Origin of the sequence: Rathayibacter sp. AY1B5 (genome assembly GCF_002932795.1) — a bacterium.
Taxonomy (GTDB): domain Bacteria; phylum Actinomycetota; class Actinomycetes; order Actinomycetales; family Microbacteriaceae; genus Rathayibacter.
Map to the genome: position 1 here is coordinate 1 of NZ_PSWM01000016.1, position 15,080 is coordinate 15,080.

Consider the following 15,080-nt stretch of genomic DNA (forward strand, 5'->3'; position numbering starts at 1 on the left):
CCTCGCGGGGCCGCGAGCGGGCGTGCGCGGTGAGGCCGACCAGCGAGAGCAGCTCGTCGACGGCGGCGCGGGCGGCCGGGCGCGGGGTGCCGCGCGGGAGGCCGAGCGCGACGTTGTCGGCGATGCTCCGCCAGGGCAGCAGCCGCGGCTCCTGGAACGCCACCGCGCAGCGCGGGTCGATGCCGGAGACGGGAGCGCCGTCGATGAGGACGGACCCCTCGGAGGCGGTGTCCAGGCCCGCTGCGATGCGCAGCAGCGTCGACTTGCCGCAGCCGCTCGGGCCGAGGATCGCGATGACCTCGCCCGCGGCGGCCTCGAGCGTCACGTCCGTCAGTACCGGGGACCCGGGCGCGAAGGTGCGGCCGACCCCCTCGAAGCGCACGGGGAACGCCGACTGGCCGAGCTCGGCGTCGAAGGCCAGGCTCGTGCGGGCGGCGGGGGTGGCGGGCATGTCTCTCCGGACGGCGGGGCGGGCGGGCGGATCGTCCGATCGTACGGAGAGCCTCCCGGCGGCACAGCGGGGACCGACACGGGGAGTAACACAGGGTGGGATGCGGAAGGCCTCCCCGGTCCGTGGACGGGGGAGGCCTTCCGCGGGAGGGCTACGCCTGGACGAGCACGAGCTCCTCGAGGGGCAGGCGGGTGCGCGGCGCGGTCTCGCGCTCGCGGAGGGTCTCGTTCGCCAGCGCGTCGGCGTCGGCCGCGACTCCCACCGCGGCGATCGTCACGGGGTCGAAGCGCTCGTCGACGCCGAACGCGGCGCGGACGGCGTCCTTGTCGAAGCCGGCCATCTGGTGCACGTGCAGGCCCTCGTGGTGCGCCTGGACGCTGAGGTGGGCGATCGACTGGCCGAGGTCGTAGACGGCCCAGGGGCGCGGCTTCCCCTCGGAGTCGACGGTCTCGGCGAGGGCGACGACCAGGACGGCGGCGGAGCCGGCCCAGGCGCCGTTGAAGCCGGCGAGGGTCGCGACGATGCTGTCGAACTCGTCGGTCCCGCGGCGGGCGACGATGAAGCGCCACGGCTGCGAGTTGCTGGCGGAGGGCGACCAGCGCGCGGCTTCGAGGAGGGATGCGAGGGTCTCGTCCGAGACGGTCGCGGTCGCGTCGTAGGAGCGGGGGCTCCAGCGCTCCGCGAGGACGTCGAGGATCGGGGCGCTGGTGCTGGCGGTGCGGGAGGCGGTGGCGGACATCGCGGGGCTTCTTCCGTGCGGGGGACTGGGGGAGGGGCTCCGTCGCCCGAGGAGCCCAACCGTCCCCGCCCCGCAGGCATTCCCGCGCGCGCCCGTCCGGCGTCCGCGCGCGCGTTCGCCCACGGAGGAGCGGGCCGCCTCCGAGCCCCGGAACGGTACGGTGGGAGACGGCGTGGTCACCCCGCGCACCACCATCCACGACTCTGGAGGATCATCCATGGCCCAGCACTTCGACGTCGTCGTCCTGGGGGCAGGCCCCGGCGGATACGTGGCCGCGATCCGCGCCGCCCAGCTCGGCAAGTCCGTCGCCGTCGTCGAGAAGCAGTACTGGGGCGGTGTCTGCCTCAACGTCGGCTGCATCCCGTCCAAGGCGCTGCTGCGCAACGCGGAGCTCGCCCACCTCTTCCACACCCAGGCGAAGCAGTTCGGCATCTCGGGCGACGTCTCGTTCGACTTCGGCGCGGCGTTCGACCGCAGCCGCTCGGTCGCGGACGGCCGCACCAAGGGCGTCCACTTCCTGATGAAGAAGAACAAGATCGCCGAGTTCGACGGCGTCGGCTCCTTCACCGGCCCGCAGGGCCTCGACGTGCAGCTGAGCAAGGGCGGCACGGAGTCGTTGACGTTCGACGACGCGATCATCGCGACCGGCGCGAGCGTCCGCCTGCTCCCCGGCGTCGAGCTCTCCGAGAACGTCGTCACCTACGAGACCCAGATCATGACCCGCGAGCTCCCCGACACGATGGCCATCGTGGGCGCGGGCGCGATCGGCATGGAGTTCGCCTACGTCCTCAAGAACTACGGCGTCGACGTGACGATCATCGAGTTCATGGACCGCGCCCTCCCCAACGAGGACCCGGACGTCTCCAAGGAGATCCAGAAGCAGTACAAGAAGCTCGGCGTCGAGATCCTGACCTCGACCAAGGTCGAGTCGGTCGTCGACAAGGACGGCTACGTCACGGTCACCTACACCGCGAAGGACGGCACGCAGTCGACCCTCGAGGTCGACAAGGTGCTCATGTCCATCGGCTGGGTCCCCCGCACCGAGGGCTTCGGCCTCGAGAAGACGGGCGTCGAGCTCACCGAGCGCGGCGCGATCGCGATCGACGACCACATGCGCACCAACGTGCCGCACATCTACGCCATCGGCGACGTCACCGCGAAGCTCCAGCTCGCGCACGTCGCGGAGGCGCAGGGCGTCGTCGCCGCCGAGACCCTGGCGGGCGCCGAGACCCAGACGCTGGGCGACTACCGGATGATGCCGCGCGCGACGTTCTGCCAGCCGCAGATCGCCTCCTTCGGCCTCACCGAGAAGCAGGCGACGGACGAGGGCCACGAGATCACCGTCTCGACCTTCCCCTTCATGGCGAACGGCAAGGCCCACGGCCTCGGCGAGCCCACCGGCTTCGTGAAGCTCATCGCGAGCAAGAAGTACGGCGAGCTCCTCGGCGCCCACATGATCGGCCCGGACGTCTCGGAGCTGCTCCCCGAGCTCACGCTCGCCCAGAAGTGGGACCTCACCGCGACGGAGCTGGCCCGCAACGTGCACACCCACCCGACGCTGTCGGAGGCGCTGCAGGAGGGCTTCCACGGCCTCAAGGGGCACATGATCAACATGTAGGGCCCGTCCCTCCACGGCCTCCGGCCCGCAGGATCCCGCTCGGCTCGTCCGCCGCGGATCCTGCGGGCCGGAGCCGTCTCCGGGGGCACCTGCGGGGCTCCGGCACCGCTCCCGCTCCCGCTACCGTGGCCCGATGGATCCGCGCCTGCTCGACCGCCTCGCCGCCGACGCCTGGCCCGCGCTCGTGCGGCGCCCCCTCGGTGCGTGGGAGCTGCGCGCCTCCGCGGGAGTCACCAAGCGCGCGAACTCCGTGCTCGCGTCCGGCGACGTCGTCGACCAGGAGGCGGCCCTCGACGCGGCGGAGGCGTTCGCCCGCGAGCACGGGATCGCGCCCCTCGTGCAGATCGGCCCGCCGAGCCCCGCTGGTCTGACCGGGCTGCTCGCCGAGCGGGGCGCCGCGCCGATCGACCGGACGCTCGTGCTGACGGGATCGGTGCAGGAGGCGCTCGCCGCGCTGTCCGCACCGTTCAGGTCCGCACTGTCAGGATCCGCGCCGCGGCCTCGCGTCCGCCTCGCCCCGGCTCCCGACGAGGACTGGCTCGCCCTCTGGTGGTCGGTCGACGGACGCGGCGGAGCGGAGGAGCGCGCGGTCGCCGAGCGCATCCTCGCGGGCTGCCCCTCCTCCTACGCTCTCGCCGTCGACGGGGACGGCCCGGCCGCGACCGGCCGCCTCGCGCTGGTCACAGCGCCCGACGGCGAGCTCTGGGGCGGCCTCTTCGCCCTGACGACCCGCCCGGACGCCCGGCGCCGCGGCCTCGCCTCCGCCGTGATCGCCGCCCTCCTCGAGGACGCGTCCCGCCGGGGCGTCGCGCGCTTCTGGCTCCAGGTGCTGGCCGACAACGCCGGCGCCCGCCGCCTCTACGCGTCCCTCGGCTGCCGCGAGTCGTCCTGGTACGAGTACTGGCGCTGACCCGTCCGTCCGCCTCCGCGAGATGCCACTCCGGTACGCGACACGCCGGTGGAGGCGTACCGAAGCGGCATCTCGCGGGGAGGAGCGGGGCGGCCGGTCAGGCGTTCGCGAGCACGGCGCGGGCGACGGCCTCGGCCTTCGCCGCGTCGCCGGTGACGGTCACCCGCCACCACACGTCGTCGGCCAGCGCGTCGATCTCGCAGACGCCCGCCGCGCAGCCGGTGAGGGCCTTCTCGCCGAAGCCGTCGAGCGGCTCGAGCGGGATCGCCAGGCCCGAGGTCAGCGAGAGGTTCCGCCAGCCGTCGTCGCCGTTCGGGAGCGCGTCGACCGTCACGCCCGAGTAGGCGGCGCTGGAGGCGTCGCTCCAGCTGCAGGAGGCGTACCCGGCCCGGGCGGCGGCAGCGGCCGACGCGGTCGTCGGCGTCCCGGTCCCGGTCCCCGCGGTCGCCTGCGCGAGACCGGCGGCACCGGACAGCTGCTCGGCCGTCAGGACCTCGGTGCAGACGGGCGCCGTCGCGGTGACCGGCTCGTCGAGGGTGCCGAGCGCGGCGGAGGCGGTGCCGGTCGCCAGCGCGGCGAGGTCGACGGCCGCGGGGGCGCCGCGCAGCTGCAGAGTCACCCAGGTGGCGCCGGCGAGCAGGTCCAGGTCGCAGCTGCCGTCGGTGCAGGAGCCGTACGCCTCGACGTCGGTCTCGAGGCGCGGTCCGGGACGGCCGGCGAACGCCTCGGCGGCGTCGTCGACCGCGGCCGCGGTGACGGAGGCGTCCTCGTCGTACCAGGCGCAGCGGAGCACTCCGCCGTTCTCCTCCGCGGCCTCGCGGATCAGCTCTCCCGAGGAGCGCGTCGTCACCTCGCGGCTGCCCTCCAGAGCGCTGCGGGAGACCCCCAGCGCCGAGGCCGCCCGCGCGGCGGGGAGGAGGGAGTCGCAGCCCAGGCGGGTCGAGGCCGTGGGCGAGGGCGTCGGAGTCGCGGAGGGAGTCGGAGCGACGCTCTCGGACGCCGACGGGGTGGCCGCCACGTCGGCGCGCTCGGCCGTCGTGCAGCCCGTCAGCGCGACGAGCACGGCGAGCGCGGCGCCGACCGTCGCCAGCCGCGGGAGGCGGGCCCTCACGCGGCCAGCTCGCGCTCGATCGCGGCCGTGAACGCGTCGATGTCGTCCTCCGTGGTGTCGAAGGAGCAGACCCAGCGGACCTCGCCGGTCGCCGGGTTCCAGTCGTAGAAGCGGTAGGCGGCACGGAGCCGGTCCGCGACTCCGGGCGGCAGCGTCGCGAACACCGCGTTGGCCCGGGTCTGCTGCGTGAACTCGAGCCCGGTGATCCGTCCGGCCGCGATCGCCTCCTCGAGCCCCGAGCGCAGACGCGCCGCCATGGCGTTCGCGTGCCGGGCGGAGCGGAGCCACAGGGGCTCCTCCGTGCTGCCGTCGCCGAGCAGCGCGAGCAGCTGCGCCGAGATGAAGCGCATCTTGGAGGAGAGCTGCATGTTGGTCTTGCGGAGGAAGGTCAGCCCGGTCGAGGCCGCCGGGTCGAGCACCACGATCGCCTCGCCGAGCAGGATGCCGTTCTTCGTGCCGCCGAACGAGAGCACGTCGACGCCCGCGTCGGTGGTGAAGGACCGCAGGGGCAGGCCGAGAGCGGCCGCGGCGTTGGCGATCCGCGCCCCGTCCATGTGCAGCCGCATGCCGAGGCCGTGCGCGTGGTCGGCGAGCGCGCGCACCTCCTCGGGGGTGTAGACGGTGCCGAGCTCGGAGGACTGGGTGATCGAGACCACGAGCGGCTGGGCGCGGTGCTCGTCGCCGAAGCCCCACGCCTCCTGGTCGACCAGAGCCGGGGTCAGCTTGCCGTCGGGCGTGGGGACCGTGAGGATCTTGATCCCGCCGACCTTCTCGGGCGCTCCGCCCTCGTCGGAGGTGATGTGAGCGGTGCCCGCCGAGACGACGGCGCCCCAGCGCGGCAGCATCGACTGCAGGCCGGTGACGTTGGCGCCCGTGCCGTTGAAGACGGGGAAGGCCTGGGCCTGCTCGCCGAACTCGCGGCGGAACGCCTCCTGCAGGCGCTCGGTGTAGACGTCCTCGCCGTACGCGATCTGGTGCGCTCCGTTGGCCGCGGCGATCGCGGCGAGGACCTCGTCGTGCACTCCGGAGTAGTTGTCGGAGGCGAAGCCGCGGACGTCGGGATCGTGCAGAGCGCTCATCCCTCCATCTTCGCAGCCCGCCGCCCGGAGGAGCCCCGGAGGCGCCCTCCGCGACGCCCCTCCTGCCTCCCGCGTGTTTCGGGCAGGTGAACGGACGACGACCCGAAAGCCGATCTCCGTCAAGAAGTTGGTATCGGCTGGGAGGCAGGCCACTCTTTACCTATGCGCATGGACACGACGGGAGCTGTTCGCGACATGCCCGCCCCTCCCGGGGTGGACGAGATCGCGGCTCGCTTCGGCGATCCCGTCCTCGCGTTCGCGCCTCAGCCGAGGCTGGAGGAGTTCGCCGCAGCGCAGACGATGGCGCTCGGCCGCTTCGTCGAGATCTCGCTCTCGTACTCGTTCTACAAGAACCCGCGCAACCGCGCCGACCCCGTCAACCACGTCCTGCTGACCCCCGAGCAGAAGCGCGCGATCGAGCGCGCCGAGAACGACCACCTGCCGCCGTGGATGGTCGACCAGGTGACGCGGATGCGGTACCCGGTCCTCTGGGAGGCGGTCCGCACCTCCGTGCCGATCCCCGCCGAGCGCAGCCGGCCCCTGGAGTCCCGCCTCGCGGCCCACATGGGCGACGTGCTCCGCAACACCTTCCCGGGCCGCGTGCGCAGCCGACGAGGCGGGATGCCGGTGGTCGCCGCCGCCCTCCGCGACGAGGACGTCGTGCGCGGCGTCCCGGTGATCGTGGACGGCGAGGCGCTGCGCGGCTACCGCGTGGACACCGACCCGGACGTGGTCGCGATCGGCGCCCGCGTCGACGGCCGCTACATGACGGTCGTGCTCGACCGGAAGATCGTGCCGGAGATCCGGATGGAGTTCGTCCGCCGCACCCCGCCGCGCCCGGCCTCGAGCCAGCCCCGCCGCTGACAGCCCGCCGCTGACAGCCCGCCGCTGACCGCCCGCCGCTGACCGCCCGACCGCCCACCGCTCAGGGGCGGCCCGGCACCGCGATCCCGTGCTCGTAGGCGAACACGACCGCCTGGATGCGGTCGCGCACGCCGAGCTTCATCAGGATCTTCGAGACGTGCGTCTTCACCGTCGCCTCGCCCACGAACAGCTCGGCCGCGATCTCGGCGTTCGACCAGCCCCGCGCCAGGTGCACGAGCACCTCGCGCTCGCGGTCCGTCAGGTCGGCGACTCCGGAGTGCTCCGCGGCGGCGGGCGTGCGCTCGGGCACGGACGCGAACCGCTCGATCACCCGCCGGGTGACGTCGGGGGCGAGCATCGCGTCGCCGCGGGCGACCACCTGCACGGCCTCCACCAGCTCCTCCGGCGACGCGTTCTTGAGCAGGAACCCGCTGGCGCCGGCCGAGAGCGCCTCGAAGAGGTAGTCGTCGCGGTCGAAGGTGGTGAGGATGAGCACCCGCGAGCACAGGCGCGGGTCGGCCACGATCTCGCGGGTCGCGGCCAGGCCGTCGAGCCCGGGCATCTGCACGTCCATGCAGATCACGTCGGGGTGGAGCTCGGAGGCGCGCTGCAGGGCCTCGAGCCCGGTGCGGGCCTCGCCGACCACCTCGATCCCCGGCTCCGACTCGAGGATGATGCGGAAGCCCACGCGGACGAGCTCCTGGTCGTCGACGAGCAGCACGCGCACGTGCTCGGTCATGGGCGGCCCCCGCTCGCTCGATCCTGACGCCCCCGCGACGTCTCCGACGACGGTACCGGGTCGCCGGCGTCCGGCACGCTCGCCCGGACGGGGGACAGCGGGACCCGGGCGTGCACGAGGTAGCCTCCGCCCCTCGGCCCCATCTCGATCCAGCCGCCGACCGCGGACGCGCGCTCGCTCATGCCGGTGTGCCCGAGTCCGCAGGAGGCGGGGGCGCTCGGGTGCGGGCCGGACCCGCCGTCGTCGGCGATCTCGAGCTCGACCGCGTCGGGGGCGTAGCGGAGGCGCACCTCGGCGTGCGCGCCGCGTCCCGCGTGCTTGCGGACATTCGTGAGGGACTCCTGCGCGATGCGGTAGAGGCTGAGGCCCACCGTCGCGGGGATCTCGCGGGGCGTGCCGAGGGTGAGGAAGACGGTGGGCAGGCCCGACCCGCTGGACGCCGCGACCAGCTCCTCGAGCTGGGCCACCCCGCGGGTCGAGGCGGCGTCGGTGAGCGGATTCGGGGCTGCGTCCTCAGCGCGCAGCGCGACCAGGATGCGGTGCAGCTCCTCGATCGCCGAGCGCGCGTCGCCCTCGATGGCGCTGAGCGAGGCCGCCGCCTGCTCCGGATCCCGCGCCAGCACCCGCCGCGCCGCTCCCGCCTGCACGCCCATCACGCTGACGTGGTGCGCGACCACGTCGTGCAGCTCGCGGGCGATCCGCAGCCGCTCGGAGGACACGGCCTGCCGGGAGGAGCGCTCCCGCTCGTCGTCGAGCTCGGCCGTGCGCGTCTCGAGCGCCTCCAGCCGGCGGGCCGACTGCCACGACGCCTCGCCGAAGACGTAGGCGCTGCCGAAGTAGAGCAGGTTCGACACGACCGCGAGGGCCGACTCCGCCGCGTAGGGCGAGAGCAGGCCGGGGGAGTCGTCGACCGGCACGGAGCTGCCGAAGTACTCGCCCGTGGCGAGGGTGGTGAGCAGCCAGCCCAGCATCCCGACCGCGATCGCCACCCGGACGACGAGGGCCGTGCGCCGGTTCCGGCCCCACGCACCGACCGTGTACAGCGCGAGGAACAGGCAGATCTGGCCGAAGAGCGACTCCGGCACCTGGAGCACGATCCCCAGCGCGTAGACGACGGAGAGCCCGGCCGCCACGCTCGCGGGGAACCGGCGGCGCAGCGCGAGCGGCAGGGTCATCAGGACGGCCCAGTGGGCGCTGACGACGGGGTGCGCCGCGTCGGGGAAGCCCGCCGAGGAGTACAGCGCGACGGAGACGATCGTCGCCACCAGCATGATCCCCGCGGTGACCGCGTCGTGCACGTATCCGGCCCGGCTCGGCGCTCGCCGGATCCAGCCCGCGTCGAGCGGGTCCGCGGCTCCGTCACCTGAGGGCATGCGCCCCACGCTAACCGACGCCGGTCGGACGGGGCCCCGGGAGGCGGAGGAGCGCACCCCGCCGCCTCCCGGGCGCGACGTCAGTCCCGGCCGGTGATGCCCCGGGTCGAGGCGATCACGTCGCCCATCTTCTTCCCGAGGGCCTCGTAGAACATCGACAGCGGGAACTCGTCGTCCAGCACCGCGTCGGTGAGGCCGCGCGGGGCGCCGAGCAGCACCTCCTCCGGCAGCCCGCGGGCCCAGGCGGAGGCGGGGTGCGGAGTGAGAGTGGCCGCGATCAGCTCGTGCGCGGCCAGCCAGTGCGCCGTCTTGGGCCGGTCGATCGAGCGCCAGTAGAGCTCGTCGATGGCGTCCGAGAGGGCGACGACCACGTCGGCGACACCGTCCCACTCGAACGCCAGCCGGGTGTCGGTCCAGTGCAGGACGCCGTGCTGGTGCAGCCAGGCGAAGAGCAGCTGGCCGCCGAGGCCGTCGTAGTTGCGCACCCGCGACCCGGTGAGCGGGAAGCGGAAGAGCCGGTCGAACAGGATCGCGTACTGCACGAAGCGCGAGCGCTCGGCCAGCGCCTCCTCCTCGTCGTCGCGGCGGTCCAGTGAGCCGAGGCGGCGCTCGATGGCGACGGCCTCGCGGAAGGCGGTGAGGTCGCACCGCAGCTCCTCCAGCGAGTAGAGGAAGAAGGGCATCCGCTGCTTGATCATGAACGGGTCGAACGGCAGGTCGCCGCGCATGTGGGTGCGGTCGTGGATGAGGTCCCACATCACGAAGGACTCCTCCGCCAGGCGCTGGTCGGCCAGCAGGCGCTGCGCGTCCTCCGGGAGCTCGAGCCGGGTGATCCGAGCCGCCTCCGTGACGACGCGGCGGAACCGTGCCGCCTCGCGGTCGGCGAAGATCGCGCCCCAGGTGAAGGACGGGACGGAGCGCATCGCGACCGTCTCGGGGAACAGCACGGCGCTGTCGGTGTCGTAGCCGGCGGTGAAGTCGACGAAGCGCACGGGCACGAAGAGGGCGTTGGAGTAGTCGCCCGCCTCCAGCTCGGCGACGAACCGCGGCCAGACGACCTCGACGAGGACGGCCTCGACGTGGCGGTCGCGGCTGCCGTTCTGGGTGTACATGGGGAAGACGACGAGGTGGCGGCGGCCGTCGACGCGCTCGACCTGCGGCTGGAACGCGGTGAGCGAGTCGAGGAAGTCGGGCAGGCCGAGGCCGCCCGCGCTCCAGCGCTCGAGGTCGACGACCAGCGCGTCGAGGTAGGCCGCGTCGTGAGGGAACGCGGGGGCGAGGGTGCGGACGCCGGCGACGATCCGCTCGACGAGGGTGCGCGCCTCGTCGAGCCGCTCGGGCTCGGCGAGCGAGCCGTCCTGGGACTGGAGCGGCTGCAGCGCGGCGGCGGCCGCCTTCAGGTCGAGCCAGGCGGCGGAGTCCTCCACGCGGTCCTCGACGACCTCGGGTTCTCCGACGACGGTGCTCTGCACGGCTTGCGACATGGTGATCCTCCTCACGCTGGTGATACGGGGCTGCAGGAGCGGAACGCGCTCCGACTCCGAGCGTATGGGCTCGTGCGCGCGCTTTTCTTGCGTCTCGGCGGAGCGAAGCAGCGACCTCGCGGGGGCGGGCGCACGTCTCCGCCGCCCGTCGAGAGCCCCGCGGTCAGCGGCTGCCCAGGTGTTGTGCAGGTGCCACCCCCCGTCCGGGGCTAGATTCCTCAGGCTTCCGTTTCCCTCCCCTGATCGGGTCGAAGATGGGGCGACACCGTGTCCGCATCCCGAGTGCGGAGACATCCGATCGGACCGGCGCGCCGAACCCCTGGCGGCGCGCTCGATCGGCGAGCCATCCTGAGAGAGAGGATCGGAGCGCGTGACGGGACCCGAACCCGGAAGCGACCAGAGAACAGCCAGCATCGACCACCACCCCGAGAACCTCCGCCTGGTCCCCTGGCCGCAGGCGGACGCCTCCGTCCTGCGCGACACCCTCGCGCACGCAGGCGGCGGACTCGAGAGCGAGAGCGAGATCCTCCTGCGCCACGACCGCTACCTGCGCGGTTGGGCGGACGGCGACGCGTTCTTCTACGTGGTCGAGCTGGACGGACTCTCCGTCGGCTCCATCGGCTATTGGTACGGCTGCTCGCGCGGCGTCGTCGCCTACGAGGCGGCGTGGAGCATCGCTCCGCACGCCCGCGGCGTCACGGCGGACTCCGTGCGCATGCTGCTCGAGGAGGCGGCGGCGTTCCCCGTGCCCCGCTTCGTGCACGCTTTCGTGGCGGAGAGCGATCTGGACGCCGGAGCGACCTGTGTCGAGACCGGCTTCGACCGGGTCGATCTCGTCGAGCAGGGCGAGCCGCCGGAGCTCTACGTGGACTGGGCGTTCGACCTGGCCGCCGTGGCCTGATCAGATCCCGTGGCGCTCCAGCCACGGCCGCAGCACCGCGAGGAACTCCTCGGGGTGCTCGAGGCTGGGCAGGTGCGCCGCGTCCTCGAGCACCTGCAGCTCGGCACCGCTCACCGCGGCGGCGAGGTGCTCGCAGACCGGCAGCGACTCCGAGAGGTCGTGCGCACCCGCCACGACGAGGGTCGGCACGGCGATCTCCCCGAGCCGATCGCCCGCCGGCCCGGACGGCTCGACCGGGCGCGGAGCCTCCGATTCGTGGCCGACGCCCGTGAGCGCGAGCTCCCGGACCCGCGCGAGGAACTCCGGAGCCACGTCGTCGGCGGAGCGGTCGGGGCCCACGGCCCAGAGCTCCGCCTCGACGATCGCCGCGGCCTCCCGCTCGCCCGCGAGCTCCAGCGCCTCGACCTCGCCGAAGCGGCGCTCCTCCTCCGCCGTCAGCGCCGGGTAGTCGAAGCCCGCCAGGCCCGGGGCGATCGCGACCAGGCCGGTCACCCGCTCCGGATGCTCCAGCGCCAGGTCCAGCGCGAGGGTGCCGCCCCGTGAGCAGCCGACGACCACCGCGCGCTCGACGCCGAGGTGGTCGAGCACGTCCAGGGCGTCCCGGCGCGGGTCGTACTCCACGTCCTCCGTGCTCGTGCCGCCGGCGCCGCGGACGTCGAAGCGGACCACCAGCCGGTCGCGCGAGAGGTCGGGGACGAGCGGGTCCCACATCCGCAGATCGGCGATGCCCGCGTGCACGAGCAGCAGGGCGGGGGCGGAGGCGCGGCCGTCCGCCTCCCAGTGGAGGGTCGCGCCGGGGACCTCGAGATGCGGCATGCCGCACACCGTAGGCGCGTCGGGCCGGCGCTGCAACGCCCGGGCACTGCCTAGGGTGGAGGCGCGACAGCGGACGGACCGCGGCGGAGAGGCGGCGGCGTGGAGGGCGTGCTCACCGGCTTCTCGATCATCGGGGTCGTCATCGCGGTCGGCTACCTGATCGCGCGGTTCCGGATCGTCCCGCCCGAGAGCCGGCTGATCCTGTCGCGGATCGCCTTCTTCGTCACGACGCCGGCGCTGCTGTTCACCGTGCTCTCGCGGGCCGACGTCTCCGTCCTCTTCTCCTCGTTCCTGCTCGTCTCGCTCCTGACGGTGCTGACCGTCGCCCTGCTCTACGTGCTCGCGTCGCGCCTGCTCTTCCCCCGTCCGCTCCCCGAGACGGTGATCGGGACCGCGGCCTCCTCCTACGTCAACGCCAACAACATCGGACTGCCGGTCGCCATCTACGTGCTGGGCGATCCGCAGTGGGTGGCCCCGACGCTCCTGCTGCAGCTGATCGTCCTCGCGCCGACGATCCTGACGCTGCTCGACGTCTCGACGAGCGGGCGGACCTCGGTCGGCGCGATCCTCACGCAGCCGCTGCGGAACCCGATGATCATCGCCTCCGCCCTGGGCCTCGTCGTCGCCCTCACCGGCGTGGAGCTGCCCGCGCCCGTGCTGCAGCCGTTCTCGATCATCGGCAACGCGTCGATCCCGCTGGTGCTGATCGCCTTCGGGATGTCGCTGCGCGGGCAGCGGCCGCTGGAGGCGGGGCCGGCGCGGGTCGAGGTGGTCGTCGCCTCCGTGCTCAAGTCGCTGGTGATGCCGGCGGTCGCGCTGCTGCTGGGGCGCTTCGCGTTCCACCTCGACTCCGAGCACCTCTTCGTGGTGACGGTGACCGCCGCGCTGCCGACCGCGCAGAACATCTTCACCTTCGCCTCGCGCTACGACCGGGGCGTCGCCGTCGCCCGGGACACGGCCCTCGTGACCACGGTCGCCGCGGTGCCCGTGCTCATCGGGGTGTCCCTCCTGCTGGGCTGAGCGGAGCAGCCTCCCCGGCTCCCGCGCGACCCCGGCGGAGGAGCCGGACGGCCCGCGCATCAGCGTCGCGTGTCCCTCGTCCTGGGTCGGGGGCGGTGGCGCGGGCCCGGTCGCACTCCGCCGACCGTCGCTTAGGCTCTCTCCAATGAGCACCACCACGTCCGCCGACCGCCCCGCCCGCGGCAGGCCGCGCCGCCGTCGCGGCCTCTGGATCACGCTGATCGTCCTCCTGGTCCTGCTGATCGGAGCCGTCGTCGCAGTGCTCCTCGGCGTGCGCACCTACGACAAGGCGATGACCGTCCGCGACAAGCTGACCGAGGCGATCCCGCTCGTGTCGCAGGTGACGGACAGGCTGACGACCTTCGACACCTCGGGGGCCGGGGAGACCGCGGCCCAGATCGCGACCCTCACCGGCGAGGCGCGCGACGAGACCGACGACCCGGTGTGGCGGGTGATGGAGGTGGTGCCCGTCCTCGGCCCGAACCTGTCCGCCGTCCGTGCCGCGACCGAGATCGCCGACGACGTCTCCGGCCGGATCGTCACGCCGCTCTCCACGACCTCGCTCGACATCCTCAAGCCCGTCGACGGCAGGGTCGACCTCGCGGCGATCACCGAGCTGTCGCGGAAGATCACCGTCGCCAAGGAGGTCGTCGACGCCGCGCAGACCCGCGTCGAGGGCATCGACCGCGGCCCGCTGGTGCCGCAGGTCGCCTCGGCCCTCGACTCCTTCACTCCGCAGCTGGCCACCGCCACCGCCGCGATGGAGCAGGTCGAGCCGCTCACCGCGATCCTCCCCGACTCCCTCGGAGCCTCCGGTCCGCGCCACTACCTGGTGATGTTCCAGAATCTGGCGGAGTCGCAGGCTCTGGGGGGCGGTGCGTCCTCGGTGATGCAGCTCGACGTCGACGGCGGCGCGATCTCGATCGGCCGTCAGCTGGGCAGCGGCGACTTCCGCGGGCCGGCGCCCGTCACCGTCGACCAGAGCGCGCTCGACACCATCGGCGAGAACCTGGCGACGACCTTCAACGTCTCGACCAGCCGCCCCGACTTCCCGACGGCGGCCTCGATCGCCTCGCAGTTCTGGGCGCAGAAGTTCCCCGAGCAGAAGATCGACGGCGTCCTCGCGATCGACCCCGTCGCCCTCTCCTACCTCCTCGGCTCGACCGGGCCGGTGACCCTCACCGACGGCACGGTCCTCACGAGCGAGAACACCGTCTCGACCCTGCTCAACGAGGTCTACTTCCGCTACCCGGAGTCGGTCGTGGCCGAGCGCACCGACGAGTTCTTCTCGGAGGCGAGCGCGACGATCCTGGGCAAGATCCTCGGAGGGGAGATGGAGCCGACGAAGATGCTCCCGGCGATCGTGAAGGCGGTCGACGAGAGCCGCATCCTCGCCTACAGCTCCGACGCCGACGAGCAGGCGCTCCTCGCACCCACGCCGATCGCAGGGGTCCTGCCGCAGACGACGACCGACGGCACGACCACCGGAGTGTTCTTCCAGGACGCCTCGCGCGGCTCGAAGATGGACTACTACCTGAGCACGGCGGTCGCGCAGTCGAGCACGGGCCGGTGCGCCGCCTCCGGCGCGGTCTTCACCACCTCCGTCACCGTGACCAACACGATCTCGAAGGCGGTCGCGCGGACGCTGCCCGCCTACGTCGCCGCGGCCGGCGGGCGGGGTGCGTACCCCCTGGGCGACTTCGTCACCAACATCTACGTCTACGGCCCTCCCGGAACCACGGTGTCGAGCGCGGCCTGGGCCGACGGCACGGGCTACGAACCGGAGAGCCTCGACGACCTCGGCCGTCCCGTCTCGAAGGTCGCCGTGCAGCTCTCACCCGGTCAGTCCGAGACGTTCGACGTTCAGTTCAGCGCCGGCGACGCCTCCGGCTTCGGCGACCAGGCCGTCCGGGTGACCCCGATGATCAACCCCACCGCGGTGACGCTGAACGACGAGCCCGCCTGCGGCTGACGC

Annotated in this window: 14 protein-coding genes; 6 read left to right on the forward strand and 8 right to left on the reverse strand. The window is 73.3% G+C overall.

What is annotated here, in order from left to right:
* Positions 1-451 (reverse strand): ATP-binding cassette domain-containing protein (locus C5D44_RS10880; protein ID WP_146088033.1); only part of this gene is annotated, 451 nt, incomplete at its 3' end.
* A gap of 151 nt (positions 452-602) precedes the next feature.
* On the reverse strand, positions 603-1,190 hold the full coding sequence (locus tag C5D44_RS10885) for a nitroreductase family protein (protein WP_104277322.1): 588 nt from the start codon (positions 1,188-1,190) through the stop codon (positions 603-605).
* 217 nt (positions 1,191-1,407) lie between these two features.
* Between C5D44_RS10885 and lpdA the strand changes: the two genes are divergently transcribed.
* Together lpdA and C5D44_RS10895 are read left to right on the forward strand one after the other, a co-directional pair.
* Positions 1,408-2,808: a dihydrolipoyl dehydrogenase gene (gene lpdA / locus C5D44_RS10890; protein WP_104222818.1), complete on the forward strand. Its 1,401-nt coding sequence runs from the start codon at positions 1,408-1,410 to the stop codon at positions 2,806-2,808.
* A 133-nt stretch (positions 2,809-2,941) separates the two neighbouring features.
* Entirely contained in the window at positions 2,942-3,718 is a 777-nt protein-coding gene (locus C5D44_RS10895; protein WP_104281659.1) for a GNAT family N-acetyltransferase, read from the forward strand.
* Positions 3,719-3,815: 97 nt separating this feature from the next.
* On the opposite strand, the gene C5D44_RS10900 is transcribed toward C5D44_RS10895, so the two are convergent.
* Together C5D44_RS10900 and C5D44_RS10905 are read right to left on the reverse strand one after the other, a co-directional pair.
* Entirely contained in the window at positions 3,816-4,829 is a 1,014-nt protein-coding gene (locus tag C5D44_RS10900; RefSeq protein WP_104281660.1) for a hypothetical protein, read from the reverse strand.
* Complete coding sequence (locus C5D44_RS10905) at positions 4,826-5,908, reverse strand: low specificity L-threonine aldolase (RefSeq protein ID WP_104277325.1); 1,083 nt, start codon at positions 5,906-5,908, stop codon at positions 4,826-4,828. The genes C5D44_RS10900 and C5D44_RS10905 overlap by 4 nt, the downstream gene beginning before the upstream one ends.
* A gap of 168 nt (positions 5,909-6,076) precedes the next feature.
* Between C5D44_RS10905 and C5D44_RS10910 the strand changes: the two genes are divergently transcribed.
* Positions 6,077-6,772 carry a hypothetical protein gene (locus tag C5D44_RS10910; protein ID WP_146082643.1) on the forward strand — a complete coding sequence of 232 codons (696 nt, stop codon included), beginning with the start codon at positions 6,077-6,079 and terminating at the stop codon, positions 6,770-6,772.
* Between the two features lie 61 nt (positions 6,773-6,833).
* Here C5D44_RS10910 and C5D44_RS10915 read toward each other — a convergent pair whose 3' ends face one another.
* The 3 genes from C5D44_RS10915 to C5D44_RS10925 form a co-directional block, all read right to left on the reverse strand.
* Positions 6,834-7,511 carry a response regulator transcription factor gene (locus C5D44_RS10915; protein ID WP_104277327.1) on the reverse strand — a complete coding sequence of 226 codons (678 nt, stop codon included), beginning with the start codon at positions 7,509-7,511 and terminating at the stop codon, positions 6,834-6,836.
* Positions 7,508-8,884: a sensor histidine kinase gene (locus C5D44_RS10920; protein WP_104281661.1), complete on the reverse strand. Its 1,377-nt coding sequence runs from the start codon at positions 8,882-8,884 to the stop codon at positions 7,508-7,510. The genes C5D44_RS10915 and C5D44_RS10920 overlap by 4 nt, the downstream gene beginning before the upstream one ends.
* A gap of 80 nt (positions 8,885-8,964) precedes the next feature.
* Positions 8,965-10,368 (reverse strand): DUF6421 family protein, encoded by a 1,404-nt coding sequence (locus C5D44_RS10925; protein ID WP_104281662.1) that lies wholly within the window; start codon positions 10,366-10,368, stop codon positions 8,965-8,967.
* A 370-nt stretch (positions 10,369-10,738) separates the two neighbouring features.
* Here C5D44_RS10925 and C5D44_RS10930 point away from each other — a divergent pair, with 370 nt between their 5' ends.
* A complete protein-coding gene (locus tag C5D44_RS10930; protein WP_104277330.1) occupies positions 10,739-11,269 on the forward strand; it encodes a hypothetical protein in 531 nt (176 codons plus the stop codon).
* Here C5D44_RS10930 and C5D44_RS10935 read toward each other — a convergent pair whose 3' ends face one another.
* Positions 11,270-12,085: an alpha/beta fold hydrolase gene (locus C5D44_RS10935; RefSeq protein ID WP_104281663.1), complete on the reverse strand. Its 816-nt coding sequence runs from the start codon at positions 12,083-12,085 to the stop codon at positions 11,270-11,272.
* Positions 12,086-12,184: 99 nt separating this feature from the next.
* On the opposite strand from C5D44_RS10935, the gene C5D44_RS10940 reads away from it, so the two are divergent.
* The gene (locus C5D44_RS10940) at positions 12,185-13,105 is read left to right on the forward strand and encodes an AEC family transporter (protein ID WP_104222809.1); all 921 of its coding nucleotides are present in this window, start codon (positions 12,185-12,187) and stop codon (positions 13,103-13,105) included.
* A gap of 145 nt (positions 13,106-13,250) precedes the next feature.
* Positions 13,251-15,077: a DUF4012 domain-containing protein gene (locus tag C5D44_RS10945; protein WP_104281664.1), complete on the forward strand. Its 1,827-nt coding sequence runs from the start codon at positions 13,251-13,253 to the stop codon at positions 15,075-15,077.
* Positions 15,078-15,080 lie beyond the last annotated feature (3 nt).